Raw genomic sequence first — 18122 nt, 5'->3', positions numbered from 1 at the left:
AGAGTCTCCATGTCCTGATCCTGACTAACTAGGGTGTGGCGTGAGCATCTTCCGGAGACGATAGCCCAGACGATCAAACCGGTGCCGGGACGGCGATGCCGACAACTACGAAAACTTCCATGGCGACTCCTGTCGGTGCTCCTGCACTAGGACTTATGTGTCCGGCGATTATCCATTCGGTACCCGTTGGTTAAGCCGGACGTGCAAGAATCGCTGGCATGGTCGAGGATGAGCAGCAGACAAGGGACAGGTGATGATCCTCGAGTCCCTGTTGCGCGCGATGGATCGGCGCGACGAGGTCTTTCAGGTGATTGAGGATTCAGAGGACATGGCCGAAGCAATGCGTCGCGTGGGTGAGCTGCTGGGTGTGGGCGAAGTGCGCAGCCGGGCCGTCCTTGACTTGGTCTGGGCGGCATGCTGGTCCTCGCCGCCATCTGGGGGTTTGGAGTGGTGGCAGGCTCCCTGTAGCCGGGTTCGTTCTACGCTGGAGAAGTGATGGCAGTCGTGACCTTGGCCGTGCGCGTACTGCTCATCCTTGCCACCGCCATTTCACACCCGTTCCGTCCGCGGCGCGCCGGTGATCCCATCGGCCCCGCGCGCTGCTGAGCTGAGTGTCATCGGGTGGCTGTGCGTCCTGGCCGGCGCTACCATGTTCTTCGGCGGGTAGGGCTCACACGACCAGGCAGGGGCGGGCGTCAAATAGGAACGACCTCTTCGGAATCCCCGTGTGGTGCCGTGAAGTAAACCATGTAGTCGCCGAGCTCGTCTTGGAGCACCGGGACGAACCCAAAGGTCTCCCAGTATGACCGCAGCTGCGCCTTGGCAGCCTCGTGCTCCGGGGTTCCCTCCTCGGGTCCGTCGTCTTCGAGCAGGGGTGAAGCGCGCAAGGCAACGAGGGCGACGCTGCGGCCAATGGTGGCCAGGACGGCCCACAACACATGGTGGCCGAGCCATTGTCCCCGGTAGTCCGGGTTGATCAGCAGGCTGGAGAGGATCATGAGATCCCCGCCGAGATCCTTCAGGCCGGCCTCGTCCAGGAGATCGGGGCGCATGACCCCGAGGAGTTCACCGAACGATGCGAGCTCCTGGTCGACGGCATCGAGGGTGTGGAACAGATCGATGCGCCCGGCCTTCAGGATCGTGTAGATGACAGCCGAGCCGACGCTGTGCTCTTCGCCGTCGCTGTCATCATCCGGAAAGACCGTGGCGTGGATGTCGATGTGCCACTCGAGCGGGTAGGTCTCCGGCGATTCCCGGGCGTCGGGCATTCCCAGGTACGACAGCCGGTAGGACAAGGTCAGGTACTCAGGATCGACGACGATCATTGCTACCCCGCTTCTACAGAGTGCCGTTCTGGTGCCAAAGTCTAGGGGAGGGGCCGGCGCAAGCAAAGCTGCATTCTCGGTTCATCCCCAGAGATGACTCGACCCGCGGATCGATTCGGTTGGCCCTCACCTCTCGGGTTTAGGAGCCGCCTGAATGTCTCCGCCGCAGGACGCGACCTTAACCTCTTGGCGCTCTGCTGCCGCTTCTCCCGGCGGCGCCGCGGTGACCCGCTGGGCCTGGTCCTGATCGCGCTGCTCACCATCGGAGGGGCCGTCCTTCCCGCCGGAATCATCGCGTTCGCCGCTGGCCGATGGCAGCCGGGACTCGTCATCCTGTTGACCCACGGCGCCATCAGTGCCCGTCACCGGAGCTGCCGCTGAGAGCGCCGGCATGGTAGGCGTGATGTGCCTCTCGCCGAGGCCGCAGAATCCGGGATCGCCTGACACGCCGAAGCAATGGGTCGTTTTTCTGATTAAACGTGCTATATCAGCGCCTCTACACTTACACTTGCTGACCATGGGGAAAGTACTTAAACCATTCACAGCGCTCGCGGTCCTGATCATCCTGCTCTTTTCGGGGCTCAGCCCCGCAGCGGCCATTACCAGGAGTTCCACGGATCCGGTGGTCAAGGAGATCCTGGCGCAGGTGAACAAGTACCGCGCCGAGAACGGACTTTCCCGCGTGGTGTGGAACCAGAGCATCGCCAACGTGGCACAGGAATGGTCCGAGGTGCAGAACACCCGCATCAATAAGGGCACCTACAGCCTGGAAACGATCCACCGCTCCGGCTACGGCACCCAGCAGATTCCCGCTGGCTTCGACTACGGCACGGAAATCATCGCCTACAACACCACGCCCAAGGCGATTGTCGACTGGTGGATGAGTTCCCCGGTCCACCGCTCGATCGTGTTGAGCCCGAAGGCGACCGACATCGGGATCGGCTACATGCAAACGACGAAGGCCGGCTGGTACGGCCAGTACTTCGCGGTGGCCAATGTCGCCGGGTATCCGACCACACGAAGCAGCCTTCCGCCGCATCCCGGCGGCGGCCAGAGTGCCAGCGGGGGGAGCATCAGTCAGGGCGACATCGCGGCGGTGGATTCCACCGGCAACCTCTACGTTTACCCCTCCGCGGGCGGCGGAGACCTGTGGCAGCGCACCTACGTCTCCGGCGGCTGGCAGGGCGCCATGGAGGTCGAAACCGTGGACTGGAACTCCGACGGTGTCCAGGACATCGTGGCCAAATGGAGCAACGGGCGCCTCACCGTCAACTACGGGCGTTCTGCCGGCGGCTTCGATGCCGCCTTCACCATCGGATCCAGTGGCTGGGCCGGTTATGACATTCTGGTGACGGACTGGAAGCAGGCCGATTCGTATCCGGGGATCGTCGCCAAGAACACCGCGAACGGGCGGCTGTACTATTACGCCAACCCGTCCGGTACCAGACACGGGGCGCGGAAGCAGATCGGCACCGGCTGGGGTTCGCTGGAGATCCTCGCACTGGATTTTGATGCCGACCGCAGGACCGACCTCGTCGCGAGGACCTCTGCCGGGCAGCTGAAGCTTTACCGCGGCAACGGCGCTTCCGGGTTCATCTCTGAGACCCGGCGCACGGTGGGCAGCTCCGGCTGGAACGCCATGGACCATTTGACCGCCATCGAGAACCATCTGGGCAACGGGTTGCCCGGGATCCTTGCACGGGACCGGTCCGGCAACCTGCACCACTATCCCGTGTCCGGCAACAGGATCAAGGGACGTGCGACGATCGGCCTCGGGGGCTGGAACGAGCTGCTGCTCGTCAGCTGAGCCGGAGACCGGTCAGGAGGCCTTGGCCAGCGCCGGGTAGTGCGCCCAGGCGCCGTGGTCGACCTCGAGGACGCTGCCGTCCTCACCATAGAGGATGTTGACGGCTCCGCCGGAATGTTCGCAGCCTTGGTCCGGGCACACCTCCGACAGGTCGCCGGCATACTCGTTGGCGAAGTGCTGCTCCCACTCGTCCACCTTGGCCATGGCCCACGCATCTCCAGCCTCGGCCAGGCTGATCAGCTCTTCGATGGCGTACCGGCGGCCGCGCTGCGGGTGCGCGGCTGCCGCGGCTGCAACTGGGGTGATGTTCTTCGTAGTGCTCATGGTCCCAACTTAACGCCCGGCTCTGACAGTTTCGGGCCACTCCGCCGGCGCGTCCGAAATGCACCTTCCGGCCCGGTCCGGATGGCCCGGGAAATGTCTTGACGCGGCGGCGGCTAGGGAGTTGGCTGGACGCCAGAAAGTTGGCTTGATCGCAGAGCGAAGGAATCAGCGTGAAGCCTGCCCGGGGAAACCACACGCCATCCTGGCCGCTCGTGACGGTGGCGCTTGCCGCCGTCGTTCTTGCCTCGGGATGCACCGCACCCGTCGACGAGGAAGAGCCGCCGGTTACGCAGTCGTCCTCCCCTGCCTCCGCGCCGGGCCGAGCCGCGGAGGATTCCGGTGACCTGATCCCCGACATTGTGGCTTCGGTCCAGCCTTCGGTCGTGACGATCTTCACCGGGGACGGGCTGGGCAGCGGGGTCATTTACGACGCCGGCGGGCTGATCCTTACCAACGAGCACGTCATCCGCGGGGCGGACAAGGTGGAAGTCGGCTTCGCGGATGGCAAGCGCTCCAGCGGCCGGGTGCGGGCGGCGGACCGGGTGACGGACCTGGCGCTCGTGGAGGTCGACCGCGATGGCCTCCCGGCGGCCGAGTTCGAGACCCGGTTGCCAAGGGTCGGGGAGCTGGCTGTGGTGATGGGCAGCCCGCTGGGGTTCGCCGACACCGCCACCTCCGGCATCATTTCCGGTCTGCACCGGGAGATCCCGGGCTCGGCCACCAATAGCCAGTCCCTCGTCGACCTCATCCAGACGGACGCGGCGATCAGCCCGGGGAATTCGGGAGGCGTGGTGGTGAACCGCGAGGGCAAAGTCGTGGGCATCAGCGAGGCGTACATTCCGCCGCAGTCCGGCGCGGTAGCGCTGGGCTTCGCCATTCCGGCGGCGACCGTGGTCCAGGTGGTGGAGCAGTTGCGCAAGGACGGCACTGCCGACCATGCCTTCCTTGGGCTTGTCCCAGGCGCGATCACCGAGCAGATCGCCAATCAGCTCGGCTTGCCGGACACCCGGGGAGCGCTGGTGCTGTCCGTGGTGGACGGCGGCCCCGCCGACGACGCCGGCATCCGTCCGGGCGACGTGATCGTGTCCCTGGCAGGCGAACCGGTGGAGACGCCCGAGGATCTGCTGGCGGTGCTCCGCGGACACGCTCCGGAGGAGAACGTGGCGGTGGAACTCAGCCGGGGCGGCCAGAAGCAGGACGTCAAGGCCAGGCTGATCGACCGACCGCTGGACTAGGGCGGATCAGGCTACGCCGCGATTGCGACCGCCGAAATCGCTGGCGATGGCCTCGGCGGCCTGCTGGAGGCGGGGCAGTACGGTCTCGGCGATCTCCGCTTCCGGCATTCGGTGCGTCTGCAGGGAAACGTTCAGCGCGGCGATGAGGTCATTGCCGCGCCGTACGGGTACGGCCAGGCCGCGGAGTCCGTCGTCGAGTTCCCGGGAGACCAGCGACCAGCCGAGTTCTGCGGCACGGTCCACTTCGCTGCGCAGGGCGTCGATGCTGGCCACCGTGTTCTCGGTGAACGGGGTCAGCTGGATGCTCTTGTAGTAGGACTCACGGTGGGCCGGCGGCAATCCCGCCAGCAGGATGCGGCCCATGGACGTGGCCCAGGCCGGGAATCTCGTGCCGACGTTCACCGAGACGCTGAGCAGGCGGGGCGCGGCGACGCGGGCGATGTAGACGACGTCGGTTCCATCGAGGATGCACAGCGAGGTGGTCTCGTTGAGGTCGACGGCGAGCTGGCGCAGGTGCGGTTCGGCGATCTGCGGCAGGGTCAGGTTGGCCAGGAAGGACGCGCCGATGTCCAGGGCCCGCGGCGTGAGTTCGAAGTGCGTCCCGTCGGTGCTGACATAACCGAGGTCGGCAAGGGTCAGCAGGAACCTTCGGGCAGCCGCGCGGCTGAGGTCAGCTTTGGCGGCGACGCGGGTCATGGTGAGCCGCGGCTCGTCGGAGGTGAAAGCCAGCAGGACCGCAAAGGTCTTCTCGACTGACTTCACGTAGTAGGCCGGTTGCTGATCGGCCGCCTCGGTCACCATATGCTCCTCCGATGGGTCATGCTCAAAGGCCTAAGGGCCGAGAGCTAGGATACAGCGGCGGACCCCTGCCGCCGGATTCGGCCTAGCCGCGTGCGTGCCGGGTTCGCCCGTACTGGGCGGCCAGCCGCACCGGCGTGTTGGGTGCGCCGTAGCCGTCATAGCCGGCCCTGCGCTCGACGACCTCGAAGAACACATTGCCCACCGTGGCCGTATAGAAATGCAGGAACTCTCCGTCCTCGTCCCGGTCGTACAGTAGGTTGTACTGCTGCAGGGTCTCGAGGAAGCCTGGCTCCAGCCGGAACCGGGCCTGCAGGTCCGCGTAGTAATTGGCGGGGACCGGCAGGAAATCCAGCCCGCGTTCCAGGGCGCGGCGCGCCACTGAGACCAGGTCCGTGCAGGCGAAGGCGACATGCTGCGGGTAGCCCGGGGCTGACGCCGGATGCTCCAGCGCTAGCGGGGCAATGTTAAGTGCAAGGCGGATCCTGCGGTCCTCCGTGCGCATGACCTGGCTGCGGACGAGGCCCACCGGGCTCGGCACCTCGGTTGACGCCTGCCGGTCCAGCGAGAGGGTGCTTTCGTAGAAGAGCACGGCTTCGTCATAGTGCTGCCACGGCTGGGCCAGGTTCACGTGATCCACGTGGGTGATGAGCCCGGCCGCCGGCACCCCCGCAGCGTAGTCCGGGGCGCCGGTCCGGGGGCTGAACTCCTTCATCCAGGCTACGGTGCCGTCCCCGGAGGCTTCGCACAGGAAGATCTCGGTCGAATCGGGCGCGGAAACGGCCTGCAGTACTTCCTCATCCGCCTGGCTGGGGCGGAGCACCGGGGTGGCCTTAAGCTGCACGGCACGGGACGCGGCCGCAACCGGGTTCTCGACGTCGAACCCCAAGGCCGCGATGGTGGGTTCCATCTTCCGCGCCTGCTGTTCGTTGATGATGATGCGGGCCTGTCCCTGGGTCCACAGCTGGACGGGCTTTGTCCGGTGCCGGCCGGCATAGCCGAAGCCCAGCTGGTACAGCAGCTCCTGCACCTGCGCGGTGTTTTCGGCCTTGACCTCGGTGAAGTTGAAGCCGGTCGGGTCGTCCACCTTCGGCAGCGTCGCCAGCTCCATGGCGTAGCGGCTTCCCGGCCCGTCCGCATCCTGCAGGTGCAGCAGGGTCTGTTCTTCAAGCCAGATCAGCGACCGCATGGCGTCGACGGCGGTGCGCACCTCATCGGTCTGCCGGAACACGTCGTTGAAGATTTCCAGCGAGACCGGGCCGTTGTACCCGGCGCGGACCAGGTGCCCCATGAAGCCGGCCAAATCGAAGTCGCCCTCGCCGGGAAACACCCGGTGGTGCCGGCTCCAGGATAGGACGTCCATGCTCATGCGCGGGGCGTCCGCGAGCTGGACGAAGAAAATCTTTTCCGCCGGTATCTTCTCGATGCCGGAGGGGTCCCAGTCGCGCGAGAGGATGTGGAAGCTGTCCAGGCAGGTGCCGAAGTTCGGCAGGTCCACCAGCTCCGCAATCCGCCAGGCGTGCTCGAAGTCGTTGACGAACCTGCCCCAGGCCAGGGCCTCATAGGCGATCCGGACGCCGTACTTTGCGGCCAGCTGGCCCAGCCGGCGCAGCTGGGCGGCGGCGGCCTCGTCATCGTCGATGGTTGCCGTGGCGACGTTCGTGCAGAGCAGCATGGTGTCGATGCCCAACTGGTTCATCAGCCTGAACTTGGCCTCGGCACGGTAGAGGTTGGCCTCCAGCAGGTCCTCGCCGACTCCTTCGAAGTCGCGGAAGGGCTGGTAGAGGTCGAGGCTGAGCCCGAGCTCGTCGGCCAGGGCGCGGATCCGGGCGGGGCTGCTGGGGGAGACGAGCAGATCCTGCTCGAAGATCTCGATGCCGTCGAATCCTGCGTCGGCGCAGGCCTGCATCTTTTCCTCGAGCGTTCCGCTGAGGCAAACGGTGGCGATGGAGGTTCTCATGCTGCTGCTTTCCGGCCCAGGCCTAGCGGCCTTGCCCGATCAGTTCGAGGAAGTGCTGCCGCATGCGGGCGGCGTCCGGCGCGATGCCGGTGATCAGCGCGAAGGCGTCCACCGCCTGGCCGACGGCCATGTGCCCGCCGTCGAGCACCCGGCAGCCCTTGGCCGAGGCGGCCCGGACCAGTTCGGTCTCCACCGGCCGGTAGACGACGTCGGCGACCCAGTGGTGCGGCTGGAGCAGGTCAGCATCGATAGGGAGGCCGGGGTGGCTGTGCATTCCTACGGGGCTGGTATTGACGAAGCCGTCCGCCTTGGACAGCGCATCCGCCAGCCCGTCACGTCCGGCTGCGGCCACCTGGCGGCCGGGGAAGAGCTCGGCGAGGGCTGCGGCCCGGGCCGCGACGCGCGCCGGATCGAGGTCGATGAGGGTCAGCGACTGCACGCCGGCCTTGAGCAAGGCATAGGCGACGGCGGATCCGGCCCCGCCGGCGCCGAGCTGCACGACGTTATCCAGCGTCGCGCCGGGCAGCCCGTAGGCCAGGCCGGTGCCGAATCCGGAGAAGTCTGTGTTGTGGCCGATGAACTTCCCGTCGCGGACCAGGACGGTGTTGACGGCACCCAGCCGGGCGGCGTCGTCCGCGACCTCGTCCAGGTGGTCCAGGACCAGCTGCTTGCACGGGTGGGTGACGTTGAAGGCGTTGAAGCCCAGGTTCCGGCCCTGCCGCAGCAGGTCTCCGACGGATTCTCCCGGGAGCCCGATTTCGGTCAGGTCCACCGGCCGGTAGAGGTAGCGCAGGCCGTGATGGTCCGCTTCGCGCTCGTGCATCGGCGGCGTCAGCGATTGGCTGATGCCTTCGCCGATGAGTCCGACCAGGTAGGACTCGCTCACAGTGCTCATGCGAGGTTCGCTTTCTGTTGGCGGGCTTCAAGTGCCCGGTTTCACGGCCTGTTCGATTCTTGCACAATTGTGCGTATATCGCACTAGACCGAGCAAACGAATTTTCCTGCCTTGCGCGGCTGGTGTGATACGCGCTACCTTTACTCAGTGTTCGAACTACGCGCAGTTGTGCGTATGGCGCACAACCTGTCCCGGCCCCGCATTCGAGCTGCCGGACCCCAAACCTCCCCGTACACCAAGGATTTCTCATGAGTGCACCGATGCAGGAGAGCGTGGAACACGCGCGGACTCCCAAGAAGGCGGCGCTGGCCAGCTTTATGGGCAGCGCGGTCGAGTACTACGACTTCTTTATTTTCGGATCCGCCGCCGCGCTGATCTTCCCGCATGTGTTCTTTCCGGACGAAAGCGCCCAGGCCAGCATCATGTCGCTGGCTACCTTCGGCTTCGCCTACATCGCCCGGCCCATCGGTGCCGTCTTCGTAGGCCACTTCGGCGACCGGATCGGCCGCCAGAAGGTCCTGATGTTCACGCTGGTCATGATGGGCGCCGCGACGTTCATCATCGGCTGCATCCCGGACTTCGACACCATCGGCTGGTGGGCACCCGCGATCCTGGTGCTGTGCCGACTGATGCAGGGCCTGTCCGCGGCCGGAGAACAGGCCGGCGCCAGCTCGCTGACCCTGGAGCACGCCCCGGACAACCGGCGTTCCTTCTTCACCTCGTGGACCCTCACGGGCACCCAGGGCGGCCAGATCCTCGCCGCGCTCGTCTTCATCCCGGTGGTCGCGCTGCCGGACGAGATCAAGTACGGCATCGGCTGGCGCATCCCGTTCTGGCTCTCGGCGATCGTCGTCGTCGTCACCTACTTCATCCGCCGCTCGCTGCACGAGACCCCAACCTTCGAGGCGGCCAAGGCCAATAACGAGATCGCGAAGCTGCCCGTCGGCGTGCTGCTGAAGAACCACTGGCGCGACGTGCTCCGCGTGATCTGCTGCGCGTTCATCGCCGCCGTCTCCACCGTCTACGGCACCCTGGCCATCAAGTACGGCTCCGAGGTGGGCAACGTCGACGAGGGCATTACCCTCTGGCTCGTGGTCGCCGGCAATGTCGGCGCCATGTTCACGCAGCCGCTCTTCGGCAACCTCGCCGACCGGATCGGCCGCAAGCCGGTCTTCATCTACGGAGCCGTCGGCAGCGCCGTGTTCATGCCCTTCTATCTGCTGTCGATGGAGTCGGGCAACACGCTGCTGCAGTTCGCGCTGTCCGTGCTGACCTTCTCCTGCGCCTACGCGGCCGCCAACGCGGTGTGGCCCTCCTTCTACGCCGAGATGTTCAGCGCCAAGGTCCGGTTCTCCGGCCTGGCCATCGGCACCCAGCTGGGCTTCCTGATGGCAGGCTTCGCTCCGTCCATCGTGGCCGCGATGGGCGGCATCCAGGAAGGCGGCTGGGTCGCCACCAGCCTCTTCACCGCCGCGATCTGTGCCATCGCCGCAATCTCGGCGCTGACCGCCCGCGAAACCTACAAGGTGCCCACCGCCGAACTGGGGCAGCGCCAGGCCGTCACCGTCTAGCCGCCGCAGCCTGCGCGTACGACGCCGGGAGGAGACTTCAGAGCGAAAGTCTCCTCCCGGCGTCGTTGGTTGAGGCACTCTTCCGGGGTGCGGGACGGATCAGCCGGCCAGCAGCTCGCGGACCAGGGGCGCCACCTTCGTGCCGTAGAGCTCGATGCTGCTCATCAGCTTTTCGTGGGACAGGGTGCCGAGGCTGTACTTCAGGTCGAAGCGGCTCAGGCCAAGGCCCCGGGCGACCTTGGCGATCTTGGCGGCAACGGTCTCCGGGGAGCCGACGAAGAGCGCCCCGTCCGGGCCCGCCTCGGCCTCGAACTGCGCGCGGCTCATCCGGCTCCAGCCGCGCTCGCGGCCGATCCGCTCCTGCATGTCCGCATATGGCAGCCACATTTCCTCGCGCGCCTGCTCGTCGGTGGCGGCGATGTAGCCGGGGGAGTGCGCGCCGATGGGCAGCCGGGGCCGGCCGAACTGGTCCAGGGCCCGGTGGTAGAGATCGGTGAACGGGGCGAAGTTCATGGGGGCGCCGCCAATGATGGCGAGCATCAGCGGCAGCCCGTAATGAGCGGCGCGGACCACGGACTCCGGGGTCCCGCCGACCGCGATCCAGGCCGGCAGCCTGCCCGTGCCCGTGGGCGGATAAATCCGCTTGTTGTCCAGCCGGGGGCGGGTGCGGCCGGCCCACGTGACGGGCTCCTCCTTGAGCAGTTCCGTGAAGAGCTGGAGCTTTTCGTCGAAGAGGATGTCATAGTCGGCCAGGTCCAGTCCGAACAGCGGAAAGGATTCGGTGAAGGAGCCGCGTCCGAGGATGACTTCGGCGCGGCCGCTGGAGGCGGCGTCGAGCGTCGAGAAGCGCTGGAACACCCGCACCGGGTCGTCGGAGCTCAGCACGGTCACCGCCGAACCGAGGCGGATGCGCTTGGTTTGGCCGGCAATCGCGGCCAGCACGACGTCAGGGGCGGAGACGGCGAAGTCCTCCCGGTGGTGTTCGCCGATGCCGATGAAGTCCAGGCCGACCTCGTCCGCGAGGACCGCCTCCGCGATCACGTTGCGGATCACCTGGTCGTGCGGCAGGAGGGCGCCCTCGGGTCCTTCGGTGACGTCACCGAAGGTATCCAGGCCGAGTTCTAGAGTCTGTGCCACGGAAGCCGGGCCTTTCTGTCGAATGGTTGATGCATTTGCATCTTATTGAACCTCCGGCGGGAACAGGCTATTCCGCCGGACACCCGCCGGCGGGACGGCAGGCAGGAATACCCCCGGCGGGGCGGCGTTGTGCTTTGTGTGCAGCTACCGTCGATTCCCGTCTCCATCCTGGACCGAGCCAACGCCCGCGAGGGCCGAACCGCGGCAGACGCCCTGAACGCCACCGTGGCGCGGGCGCAGCGGGCCGAGGGGCTCGGCTACCACCGCTTTTGGGTGGCCGAGCACCACGGGGTTCCCGGGATTGCGGGTTCCGCGCCGACGGTGCTGATGGCGGCCGTGGCGGCGCGGACCGCGCGCATCCGCGTCGGCTCCGGGGGAGTCATGCTGCCGAACCACCAGCCCCTCGTCGTCGCGGAGCAGGCGGCGACCCTGCAGGCGCTCTTTCCGGGACGGATCGACCTGGGGCTGGGGCGGTCTGTCGGCTTCACGCCGGCGGTCCGGGCCGCCTTGCGCCAGGACGGGGACGCCGCCCACGCGTTTACCGAGGACCTCGCCGAACTGCTGGCCTACCTGAGGGGAGGCGCGGACATCACGGCCCGCCCGGAAGATCGCGGGGTGACGCCGCCGTTCGTGCTGGCGACCGGAAAGGGAGTGGACACCGCCGCCAAGGCGGGCCTCGCCGTCGTTGTGGGGGGTCCGGCCTTCAGCGGGCGCGCCTCCGCGCTGGCGCTCGGCGCGCTGGAACGCTACCGGCGGAACTTCCGGCCCTCCGCCTACTACTCCGAGCCGTATGTGATCATCTCGGCGAACGTGGCGGTCGCGGACAGTGCGGAGGAGGCAGAGGAGCTGCTGCTGCCGGAGGCATGGGCGATGGCGCTGTCCCGGACCCGCGGGGAGTTCCCGCCGCTGGCGCCGGCCGACGCCATCAGGGATGTGAAGATGTCGCCGCGCCAGAAGCAGTTGGTGGCGGAATCGCTGTCCGCATCGGTGGCCGGGACGGACGCGGCGGTGGCGGAACGACTCGGCCGGCTGCTGGCGGCGACCGGGGCCGACGAACTGATGGTCACCACGAACACCTTCGACACGGACGCGCTGGCCGCGGCCGACCGCCGCCTCGCGGGGATGTTCGGGCTGGCCTAGCAGGCGCTGCGGTCGGACGGGAAGCGGCCGCCGGAGGCCTTCACAGCCGGCTGGTCGGGGCGACGAGCAGGCCGACCGGCCGGCGGATCCACCACTGGCCCGTCCGGCGCAGCTCCGACCAGGTGGAGTAGCGGTAATGGAACACCCGGGCGCGTACCTGCAGCGGCGCAGCGCCGCCGAACGGGTCCCGGCTGAGCATCCGCAGCGTGCGCCCGTCCGCAGCCAGCAGCCTGCGCAGCAGCGGGATGAACCAGCTGTCGCCCGGGGCGCCGAGGGCCAGGAACCACATCAGCCAGTCCAGGCGCAGATGGTAGGGCGCAAACTGGCGCGGCAGCCGCCGCGGGTCGCCGGGCTTGCCCTTGAACTGGTATTCCTCCCACTGGTCGCCGTCGAGCGTTCCTTCGACAACGATCTCGAAGCGCTCGCGGGTGATGCTGCCGAAGGCGCCGTAGGCGTTGGCAAGGTGCCAGCGGTTGAAGCTGGCGTTCATCAGCTGGCGCTTGGCGAACAGGTTCCGCGCTGGCCAGTAGCTCAGCACCACCATCAGCGCGGTGACGGCGAGGACGACGACGGTGAACCAGAGGGGCGTGGGACCGTAGTCCGGCGTCAGGGCAGGCTCGCCGGGAAGGACAGCGGCGATGGCCCGGTCGCCCAGTGCCGCCGAGGCGATGATGATGGTCAGCCAGTTCAGCCAGGCGAAATTGCCGGAGAGCACCAGCCACAGCTGGGTGACGATCAGGATGGCGGCGGCGATGCTGCCGACCGGCTGGGGGAAGAACAAGAAGAACGGGACTACGAGCTGGGCGAAGTGGTTGCCGGCCACCTCCACCTTGTGCAGCGGCTTGGGCAGGTGGTGGAAGAACCAGCTGACCGGGTTCGGCATCGGCTGCGTCTCGTGGTGGTAGTAAAGGGCCGTCAGGTCCCGCCAGACCCGGTCGCCGCGGATCTTGATCATGCCGGCCCCGAACTCCAGCCGGAAGGCCAGCCACATAAACAGCCACAGCACCGTGACCGGCGGCGCGATGTCGTTGGAGCCCAGGAAGGCGGCCAGGAAACCGGCCTCCAGCAACAGCGTTTCCCAGCCGAAGCCGTAGAAGGTCTGGCCGACGTTAACGATCGACATGTAGAGGCCCCACAACAGCAGGAATGCCGCCATCGGAAGCCACGGCGGGCCAGCTTGCGGCAGGCCGGCCACCAGCAGCAGCGCCACCACCGCGCCCGTCCAGGCCACCGCCAGCAGCAGCCCGTCCGAGTAACGCCAGCGGAACAGCGTGGGTCCGCGGGCGGACGCCCGGGCCAGGTAGCGCGGAACGGGCAGCAGCCCGTTTTCGCCGAGCAGCACCCGGAACTGCGCCACCGCGGAGAAGAATGCGATCGTGTAAACCGCGGCGATGCCGCGCTGCAGTACCTGCCGCGCCACCTCGAATCCGTCGGCCTCCAACCAATCCATCGCACTCTCCACGTTAGGGCGGCGGTCGAGGGTGTCAAGGGAGGGAAGCGGATGGACTGCAGGACCTCCTGCGCCCGCTTAGCCGAAGAGTGCGGACGCCTTCATCAGCGTCTGTACCATTCCGTAGAGCAGCGGGATGCCGACCAAGAGCCAGCCCAGTGCCACCTGTGCCTTCTTCATCAGTGCCTGTCCTTTCCTGCCACGGCGGAATCGAGATGCGCAGATTCCGCTGCAGCCGGTTCATGGTGTTTAGCGTCGACCGGTTTGACCAGCAGGTTGGCGGCGAACCCCAGCACCAGCAGCCCGACCATGGTCAGCAGGGCCGGCTGGTAGGCCGCCGCAGTCAGCTCGCCCGGCTTGCCCTGCGCGTCGAGGAAGGCGTTGACAATCAGCGGTCCCGCGATGCCGGCCGCAGACCAAGCCGTGAGCAGCCGGCCGTGGATGGCTCCGACCTGGAAGGTGCCGAAGAGGTCGCGCAGGTAAGCAGGAACGGTCGAGAATCCGCCGCCGTAGAAGCTGATGATCACGAAAGCAAGCAGCACGTACAGGGAGGTGGAGGAGTGGCCGAACAGCGCCAGGACCACGTACAGCACCGCGCCCACACCGAGGTAGATCATGTAGATGTTCTTGCGGCCGATGTAGTCGGAGGTGGTTGACCATGCGAACCGGCCGGCCATGTTGCCGATGGACAGCAGCCCGACGAATCCTCCCGCGACGGCTGCGGTGACGAGGGAGCTCCCGTCGGCCTGCCTGAAGAAGTCCTGGATCATCGGCGAGGCCTGTTCGAGGATGCCGATGCCGGCGGTGACGTTGCAGAACAGCGCGATCCAGACCAGCCAGAACTGCGGCGTGCGGATGGCATTGCGTGCTGAGACGTTGGCGGTCGTGACCAGCTCCTTCGCCTTCACCATGGAGGGATCGAAGCCGGCGGGCTTCCAGCCCTCGGGGGGCACTTTGATGGTCATCGCACCGAACATCATGTACAGGAAATAGACGACGGCGAAGGTCAGGAAGAGCTTGCCAACCGCGTCTCCGCTGGCGACCCAGCCGGGGGTGCCGTCGAAAGACGGATCGTAGAACTGGAGCAGGGCGCCGGACAGCGGGCTGGCGATCAGCGCGCCGCCGCCGAAGCCCATGATGGCCATGCCCGTGGCCAGCCCCGGACGGTCGGGAAACCACTTGATCAAGGTGGAAACGGAGGAGATATAGCCGATGCCGAGTCCGATGCCTCCGATCACGCCGTAACCGAGGTAGACGAGCCACAACTGGTTGTTGAAGATCCCGAGCGAACCGACGAGGAACCCGGAGGACCAGAAGACCGCCGCCGTGAACATCGCCATCCGGGGCCCGTTCCGGTCCACCCAGGTGCCCATGACGGCCGCGGACAGGCCGAGCATGACGATGGCGACGGAGAAGATCACGCCGATTTCGGTGAGGCTGGCATCGAAGTGCGCGACCAGCGCGTTCTTGTACACGCTTGTCGCGTACGCCTGTCCGATGCACAGATGGACGGCCAGGGCTGCCGGCGGGATGAGCCAGCGGTTGAACCCAGGCGGGGCGATGGAATTTTTGCGGTCCAGCCAAGCCATGGCAGTGCCTTCCGAACGTGATTAATCGTTTATTCAATACTGTGCGTTATATCACAGGACCGCCCGCGGCCCGGCTTGGGTCGGGTGCTTACGGTCGGCCGCCGCAAGGGCGAGAATGAGTCCATGGAGACCGGCGAAAAGGGCCGGCATTCGCCGCGCCGGGTTGAGGCCGCACCGGGTGTGATGCGATTCTCGGCCGAAGCGGACTTCTGGTTGCGGCCGATGTGTCACCATAAAATCCGGCCCCGGCGGGACTACCGGGACAAATCAGGAATGGAGGGGCAGTGCAGGACAAGGACGGTCAGCGGGACACGGAGTCGGGGACGACGCCCCGGGCCGGCATGCTGCCCATCGTGAGGCCGATGAACCAGGCCGGCGGTTCTCCCGACGGGACGACGGCCAGCCAGTCTCGACCGGGCCGTCCTATTCCCGAATCCTCGGACGGCCGCCCGGTGGCCACCAAACAACAGCCTAGGTCGGCGAGGGCCCAGTCCCGCCGGCACAACAGGCACCGGGGAAAGCCGGAGCTGCCGAAGAAACCGGTCGCGAAGGAAGCCAAGCCCGTCCCCGCCGGAACGGCTCCGCTGCCGTTGCCCAAGAATCAGCAACGGACCAACGCGGCCGCCCGCCGGATGCTTCGCAAACTTGTGCAGGGGGAGGCCCCTCCGACAGCCCCGATGGGCATCGTTGAGCGCCTCGCCGGCAGCCCTTACGCCAACCCGCTCGTGCAGAGCTCCGGGGTGGACGCTTCGGCGCGCCTCACGCTGGACTTCGCCCTCGACGTCGCCGAAACCATGCTGAGGTTCGGGGCCGGTGCGCTGGAGGTCGAATCCAGCATCATCGCCGTGACCGCCGCCTTCGGGCTGCGCGACGTCGACGTGGACATCACCAACCAGTCCGTGGTGATCAACTATGCCCGGCCGGACACTGTGCCGATCCACGTTCTGCGCGTCGTGCGCTCGTGGACCAACAACTACGCGGGCCTATCCGCGGTACACCAGCTCGTGACGGACATCGTCAACGGCGGCGTGGGCCGGACCGAGGCCAGGGAGCGGCTGAAGCAGATCACCTCACGTCCGAAGCCGTTCCCGCGCTGGATGGCGATCGGTGCCGGCGGCGTGTTCTCCGCCGCGATCACCGGATTCATGGGCGGCGGAATCTTTGCCGGGCTGGTGGCACTGCTGGCCACGGTGCTGATGGGTCTGCTCGGCCGGAAACTCAATAAGTGGCGGGTCCCGGACTTCTTTGTTACCGCCGTCGGCGCCTGCCTGGCAACCATCGCGGCACTGGTCTTCTTCCAGCTGCGCGTGCCGCTCAGCCCGGCGCTGGTCATTGCCGGCGGCATCCTCTACCTGCTGCCGACAGGCCGGCTGGTGTCCGCCACCCAGGACGCCATCAACGGCTTCCCGGTCACGGCCATGGGGCGCTACCTCTCAGCCTTCCTGACCTTTGCGGCCATTGCCTCCGGGGTGGCCGTGGGGCTGGTTGCCGGGAATCTGGTGGGCGTCAGCCTGCCCGAAATCTTCATCGAGGGCGGGACCAACTATCCCTTCATCGTCCGGGCCGCGCTGCTGATGATGGCCACGATCGCGATTTCCATCACGGAACAGACCCGGGCGAACATCCTGCTGCCGACTGCCCTGGTGGGAGTTGTTGGCCTGATGGTCTACGAGGCCGTCCTTCTGGCCGGCCTTGGGTCGCGCATCAGCCCGTTTGTCGCCGCCGTCGTTATTGGTTTCCTCGGGCGGATTGTCGGACTGAGGCTGGGCTCCCCGCAGTTGGTGGTCGCCGTCCCCGCGGTGCTCTTCCTGCTTCCGGGCTTCTCGGTCTTCCGCGCCATCTACGAGCTGACGATCAGCACCGAGCAGGCGTTCAACGGCATGATCGGCCTGCTCGGGGCTTTGACCGTGATCCTGGCGATGGCCGGCGGCACGGTGCTCGGCGACTATCTGGCACAGCCCCTTACCCGCAACCTGGGGTCCAACGAGGGCCGGCGGCGGAACCGCCGCCGCTAGCCCGGATAGTTCTCCGGAAAGATCTGGCCGGCCGGGGTCTTCTTCTCCGCCTGGAAGGCGTCCTCCGCGCGGCCGTAGGCCCAGTACCCCGAGATGGACACCTGCTTGCGGTGCAGCCCGTGGTCCTTGAACAGGACATCGCGCAGTTCCTTGACCGCACCGCGCTCGCCGTGCACAAAAGCGTCCACCTCTCCCACCGGCCAGTCCAGCTCCGCCACCGCGTCGCGCAGCAGCGAGGTGGTGCCGGCGGGACGGCCCAGCCGGTAGAGCCAATGCACTTCGACGCCGTCCGGTGCGCCGAGCTCCTGCACGTCCGCGGAGGAATCAACCTCCAGGAACACATGGCCGGCGGCGGCCGGCGGCAGGGCCTCGATGGCGGCGGCGACGGCGGGCAGGGCGGCGTCATCGCCTGCGAAGAGGTACCAGTCGGCGGCCGGTGCGGGGGAGTAGGCGCCGCCGGGGCCGGTCAGCATCAGCCAGTCGCCGGGCCGCGCGGAGGCGGCCCAGGGGCCGGCCACGCCTTCGTCGCCGTGGACCACGAAGTCGATGGCCAGCTCGCCGGCCTCGGTGTCCACGCTCCGGAGCGTGTAGGTGCGGCTGACCGGGAGCCGGTCCGCGGGCAGTCTTTCCCTGAGGCCCGCCACATCCGCGGGAAGCTCGACGTCCAGACCCGGCGGGAGGAACCAGATCTTTACATACTGGTCCGTGGCCGGCTTGGGCTCGAACTTCGTGAACCCCTCGCCGCCGGCGAAAACGCGGACCATATGTGCGGAGAGCCGCTCGGTCCTGATGACCTGCAGGTTGATCTGCGGTTTTCGGGTCCGTGCGGGTGCTGCGGGCTGGCTCGACATCGACTGCTCCTGGCTTCCTTGATAC

16 protein-coding genes are annotated in these 18122 nt (G+C 67.1%); 7 read left to right on the top strand and 9 right to left on the bottom strand.

What is annotated here, in order from left to right; genetic code table 11:
- Nucleotides 1-253 precede the first annotated feature (253 nt).
- A complete protein-coding gene (locus OC550_RS12885) occupies nt 254-496 on the top strand; it encodes a hypothetical protein (protein ID WP_262106160.1) in 243 nt (80 codons plus the stop codon).
- A gap of 199 nt (nt 497-695) precedes the next feature.
- On the opposite strand, the gene OC550_RS12880 is transcribed toward OC550_RS12885, so the two are convergent.
- Nucleotides 696-1325 carry a hypothetical protein gene (locus OC550_RS12880; RefSeq protein ID WP_262106159.1) on the bottom strand — a complete coding sequence of 210 codons (630 nt, stop codon included), beginning with the start codon at nt 1323-1325 and terminating at the stop codon, nt 696-698.
- Nucleotides 1326-1511: 186 nt separating this feature from the next.
- On the opposite strand from OC550_RS12880, the gene OC550_RS12875 reads away from it, so the two are divergent.
- Nucleotides 1512-1706: a hypothetical protein gene (locus OC550_RS12875; RefSeq protein ID WP_262106158.1), complete on the top strand. Its 195-nt coding sequence runs from the start codon at nt 1512-1514 to the stop codon at nt 1704-1706.
- 136 nt (nt 1707-1842) lie between these two features.
- Nucleotides 1843-3132 (top strand): CAP domain-containing protein, encoded by a 1290-nt coding sequence (locus OC550_RS12870; protein WP_262106157.1) that lies wholly within the window; start codon nt 1843-1845, stop codon nt 3130-3132.
- Between the two features lie 12 nt (nt 3133-3144).
- Here the strand turns inward: OC550_RS12870 and OC550_RS12865 are convergent, their stop codons facing one another.
- Nucleotides 3145-3456, bottom strand: a complete 312-nt coding sequence (locus OC550_RS12865; RefSeq protein ID WP_262106156.1) for a hypothetical protein — start codon at nt 3454-3456, stop codon at nt 3145-3147.
- Between the two features lie 170 nt (nt 3457-3626).
- Between OC550_RS12865 and OC550_RS12860 the strand changes: the two genes are divergently transcribed.
- Complete coding sequence (locus tag OC550_RS12860; protein ID WP_262106155.1) at nt 3627-4691, top strand: S1C family serine protease; 1065 nt, start codon at nt 3627-3629, stop codon at nt 4689-4691.
- A 6-nt stretch (nt 4692-4697) separates the two neighbouring features.
- On the opposite strand, the gene OC550_RS12855 is transcribed toward OC550_RS12860, so the two are convergent.
- From OC550_RS12855 to OC550_RS12845, 3 genes are all read right to left on the bottom strand, one after another.
- Nucleotides 4698-5492, bottom strand: coding sequence for an IclR family transcriptional regulator C-terminal domain-containing protein (locus OC550_RS12855; protein WP_262106154.1), 795 nt, complete (start codon nt 5490-5492; stop codon nt 4698-4700).
- Nucleotides 5493-5574: 82 nt separating this feature from the next.
- A complete protein-coding gene (locus tag OC550_RS12850) occupies nt 5575-7449 on the bottom strand; it encodes a bifunctional sugar phosphate isomerase/epimerase/4-hydroxyphenylpyruvate dioxygenase family protein (protein WP_262106153.1) in 1875 nt (624 codons plus the stop codon).
- 22 nt (nt 7450-7471) lie between these two features.
- Nucleotides 7472-8344 carry a shikimate dehydrogenase gene (locus tag OC550_RS12845; protein ID WP_262106152.1) on the bottom strand — a complete coding sequence of 291 codons (873 nt, stop codon included), beginning with the start codon at nt 8342-8344 and terminating at the stop codon, nt 7472-7474.
- A 248-nt stretch (nt 8345-8592) separates the two neighbouring features.
- Here OC550_RS12845 and OC550_RS12840 point away from each other — a divergent pair, with 248 nt between their 5' ends.
- Entirely contained in the window at nt 8593-9915 is a 1323-nt protein-coding gene (locus OC550_RS12840) for an MFS transporter (RefSeq protein WP_262106151.1), read from the top strand.
- Between the two features lie 99 nt (nt 9916-10014).
- Here OC550_RS12840 and OC550_RS12835 read toward each other — a convergent pair whose 3' ends face one another.
- Nucleotides 10015-11052: an LLM class flavin-dependent oxidoreductase gene (locus OC550_RS12835; RefSeq protein ID WP_262106150.1), complete on the bottom strand. Its 1038-nt coding sequence runs from the start codon at nt 11050-11052 to the stop codon at nt 10015-10017.
- A 138-nt stretch (nt 11053-11190) separates the two neighbouring features.
- Between OC550_RS12835 and OC550_RS12830 the strand changes: the two genes are divergently transcribed.
- Nucleotides 11191-12192, top strand: coding sequence for an MsnO8 family LLM class oxidoreductase (locus OC550_RS12830; protein ID WP_262106149.1), 1002 nt, complete (start codon nt 11191-11193; stop codon nt 12190-12192).
- Nucleotides 12193-12232: 40 nt separating this feature from the next.
- Here the strand turns inward: OC550_RS12830 and OC550_RS12825 are convergent, their stop codons facing one another.
- Together OC550_RS12825 and OC550_RS12820 are read right to left on the bottom strand one after the other, a co-directional pair.
- Nucleotides 12233-13642, bottom strand: a complete 1410-nt coding sequence (locus OC550_RS12825) for a lipase maturation factor family protein (RefSeq protein WP_262106148.1) — start codon at nt 13640-13642, stop codon at nt 12233-12235.
- Between the two features lie 179 nt (nt 13643-13821).
- A complete protein-coding gene (locus OC550_RS12820; protein ID WP_262106147.1) occupies nt 13822-15231 on the bottom strand; it encodes an OFA family MFS transporter in 1410 nt (469 codons plus the stop codon).
- Between the two features lie 284 nt (nt 15232-15515).
- Here OC550_RS12820 and OC550_RS12815 point away from each other — a divergent pair, with 284 nt between their 5' ends.
- Nucleotides 15516-17246: a threonine/serine exporter ThrE family protein gene (locus OC550_RS12815; RefSeq protein ID WP_262106146.1), complete on the top strand. Its 1731-nt coding sequence runs from the start codon at nt 15516-15518 to the stop codon at nt 17244-17246.
- Here the strand turns inward: OC550_RS12815 and OC550_RS12810 are convergent.
- Nucleotides 17243-18097, bottom strand: a complete 855-nt coding sequence (locus OC550_RS12810; protein WP_262106145.1) for a siderophore-interacting protein — start codon at nt 18095-18097, stop codon at nt 17243-17245. The genes OC550_RS12815 and OC550_RS12810 overlap by 4 nt on opposite strands.
- Nucleotides 18098-18122 lie beyond the last annotated feature (25 nt).

The sequence above is a fragment of the Arthrobacter sp. Marseille-P9274 genome (genome assembly GCF_946892675.1).
In the GTDB taxonomy this organism is placed as follows: Bacteria; Actinomycetota; Actinomycetes; order Actinomycetales; family Micrococcaceae; genus Crystallibacter.
This window is presented reverse-complemented; position numbering and strand designations above follow the sequence as displayed.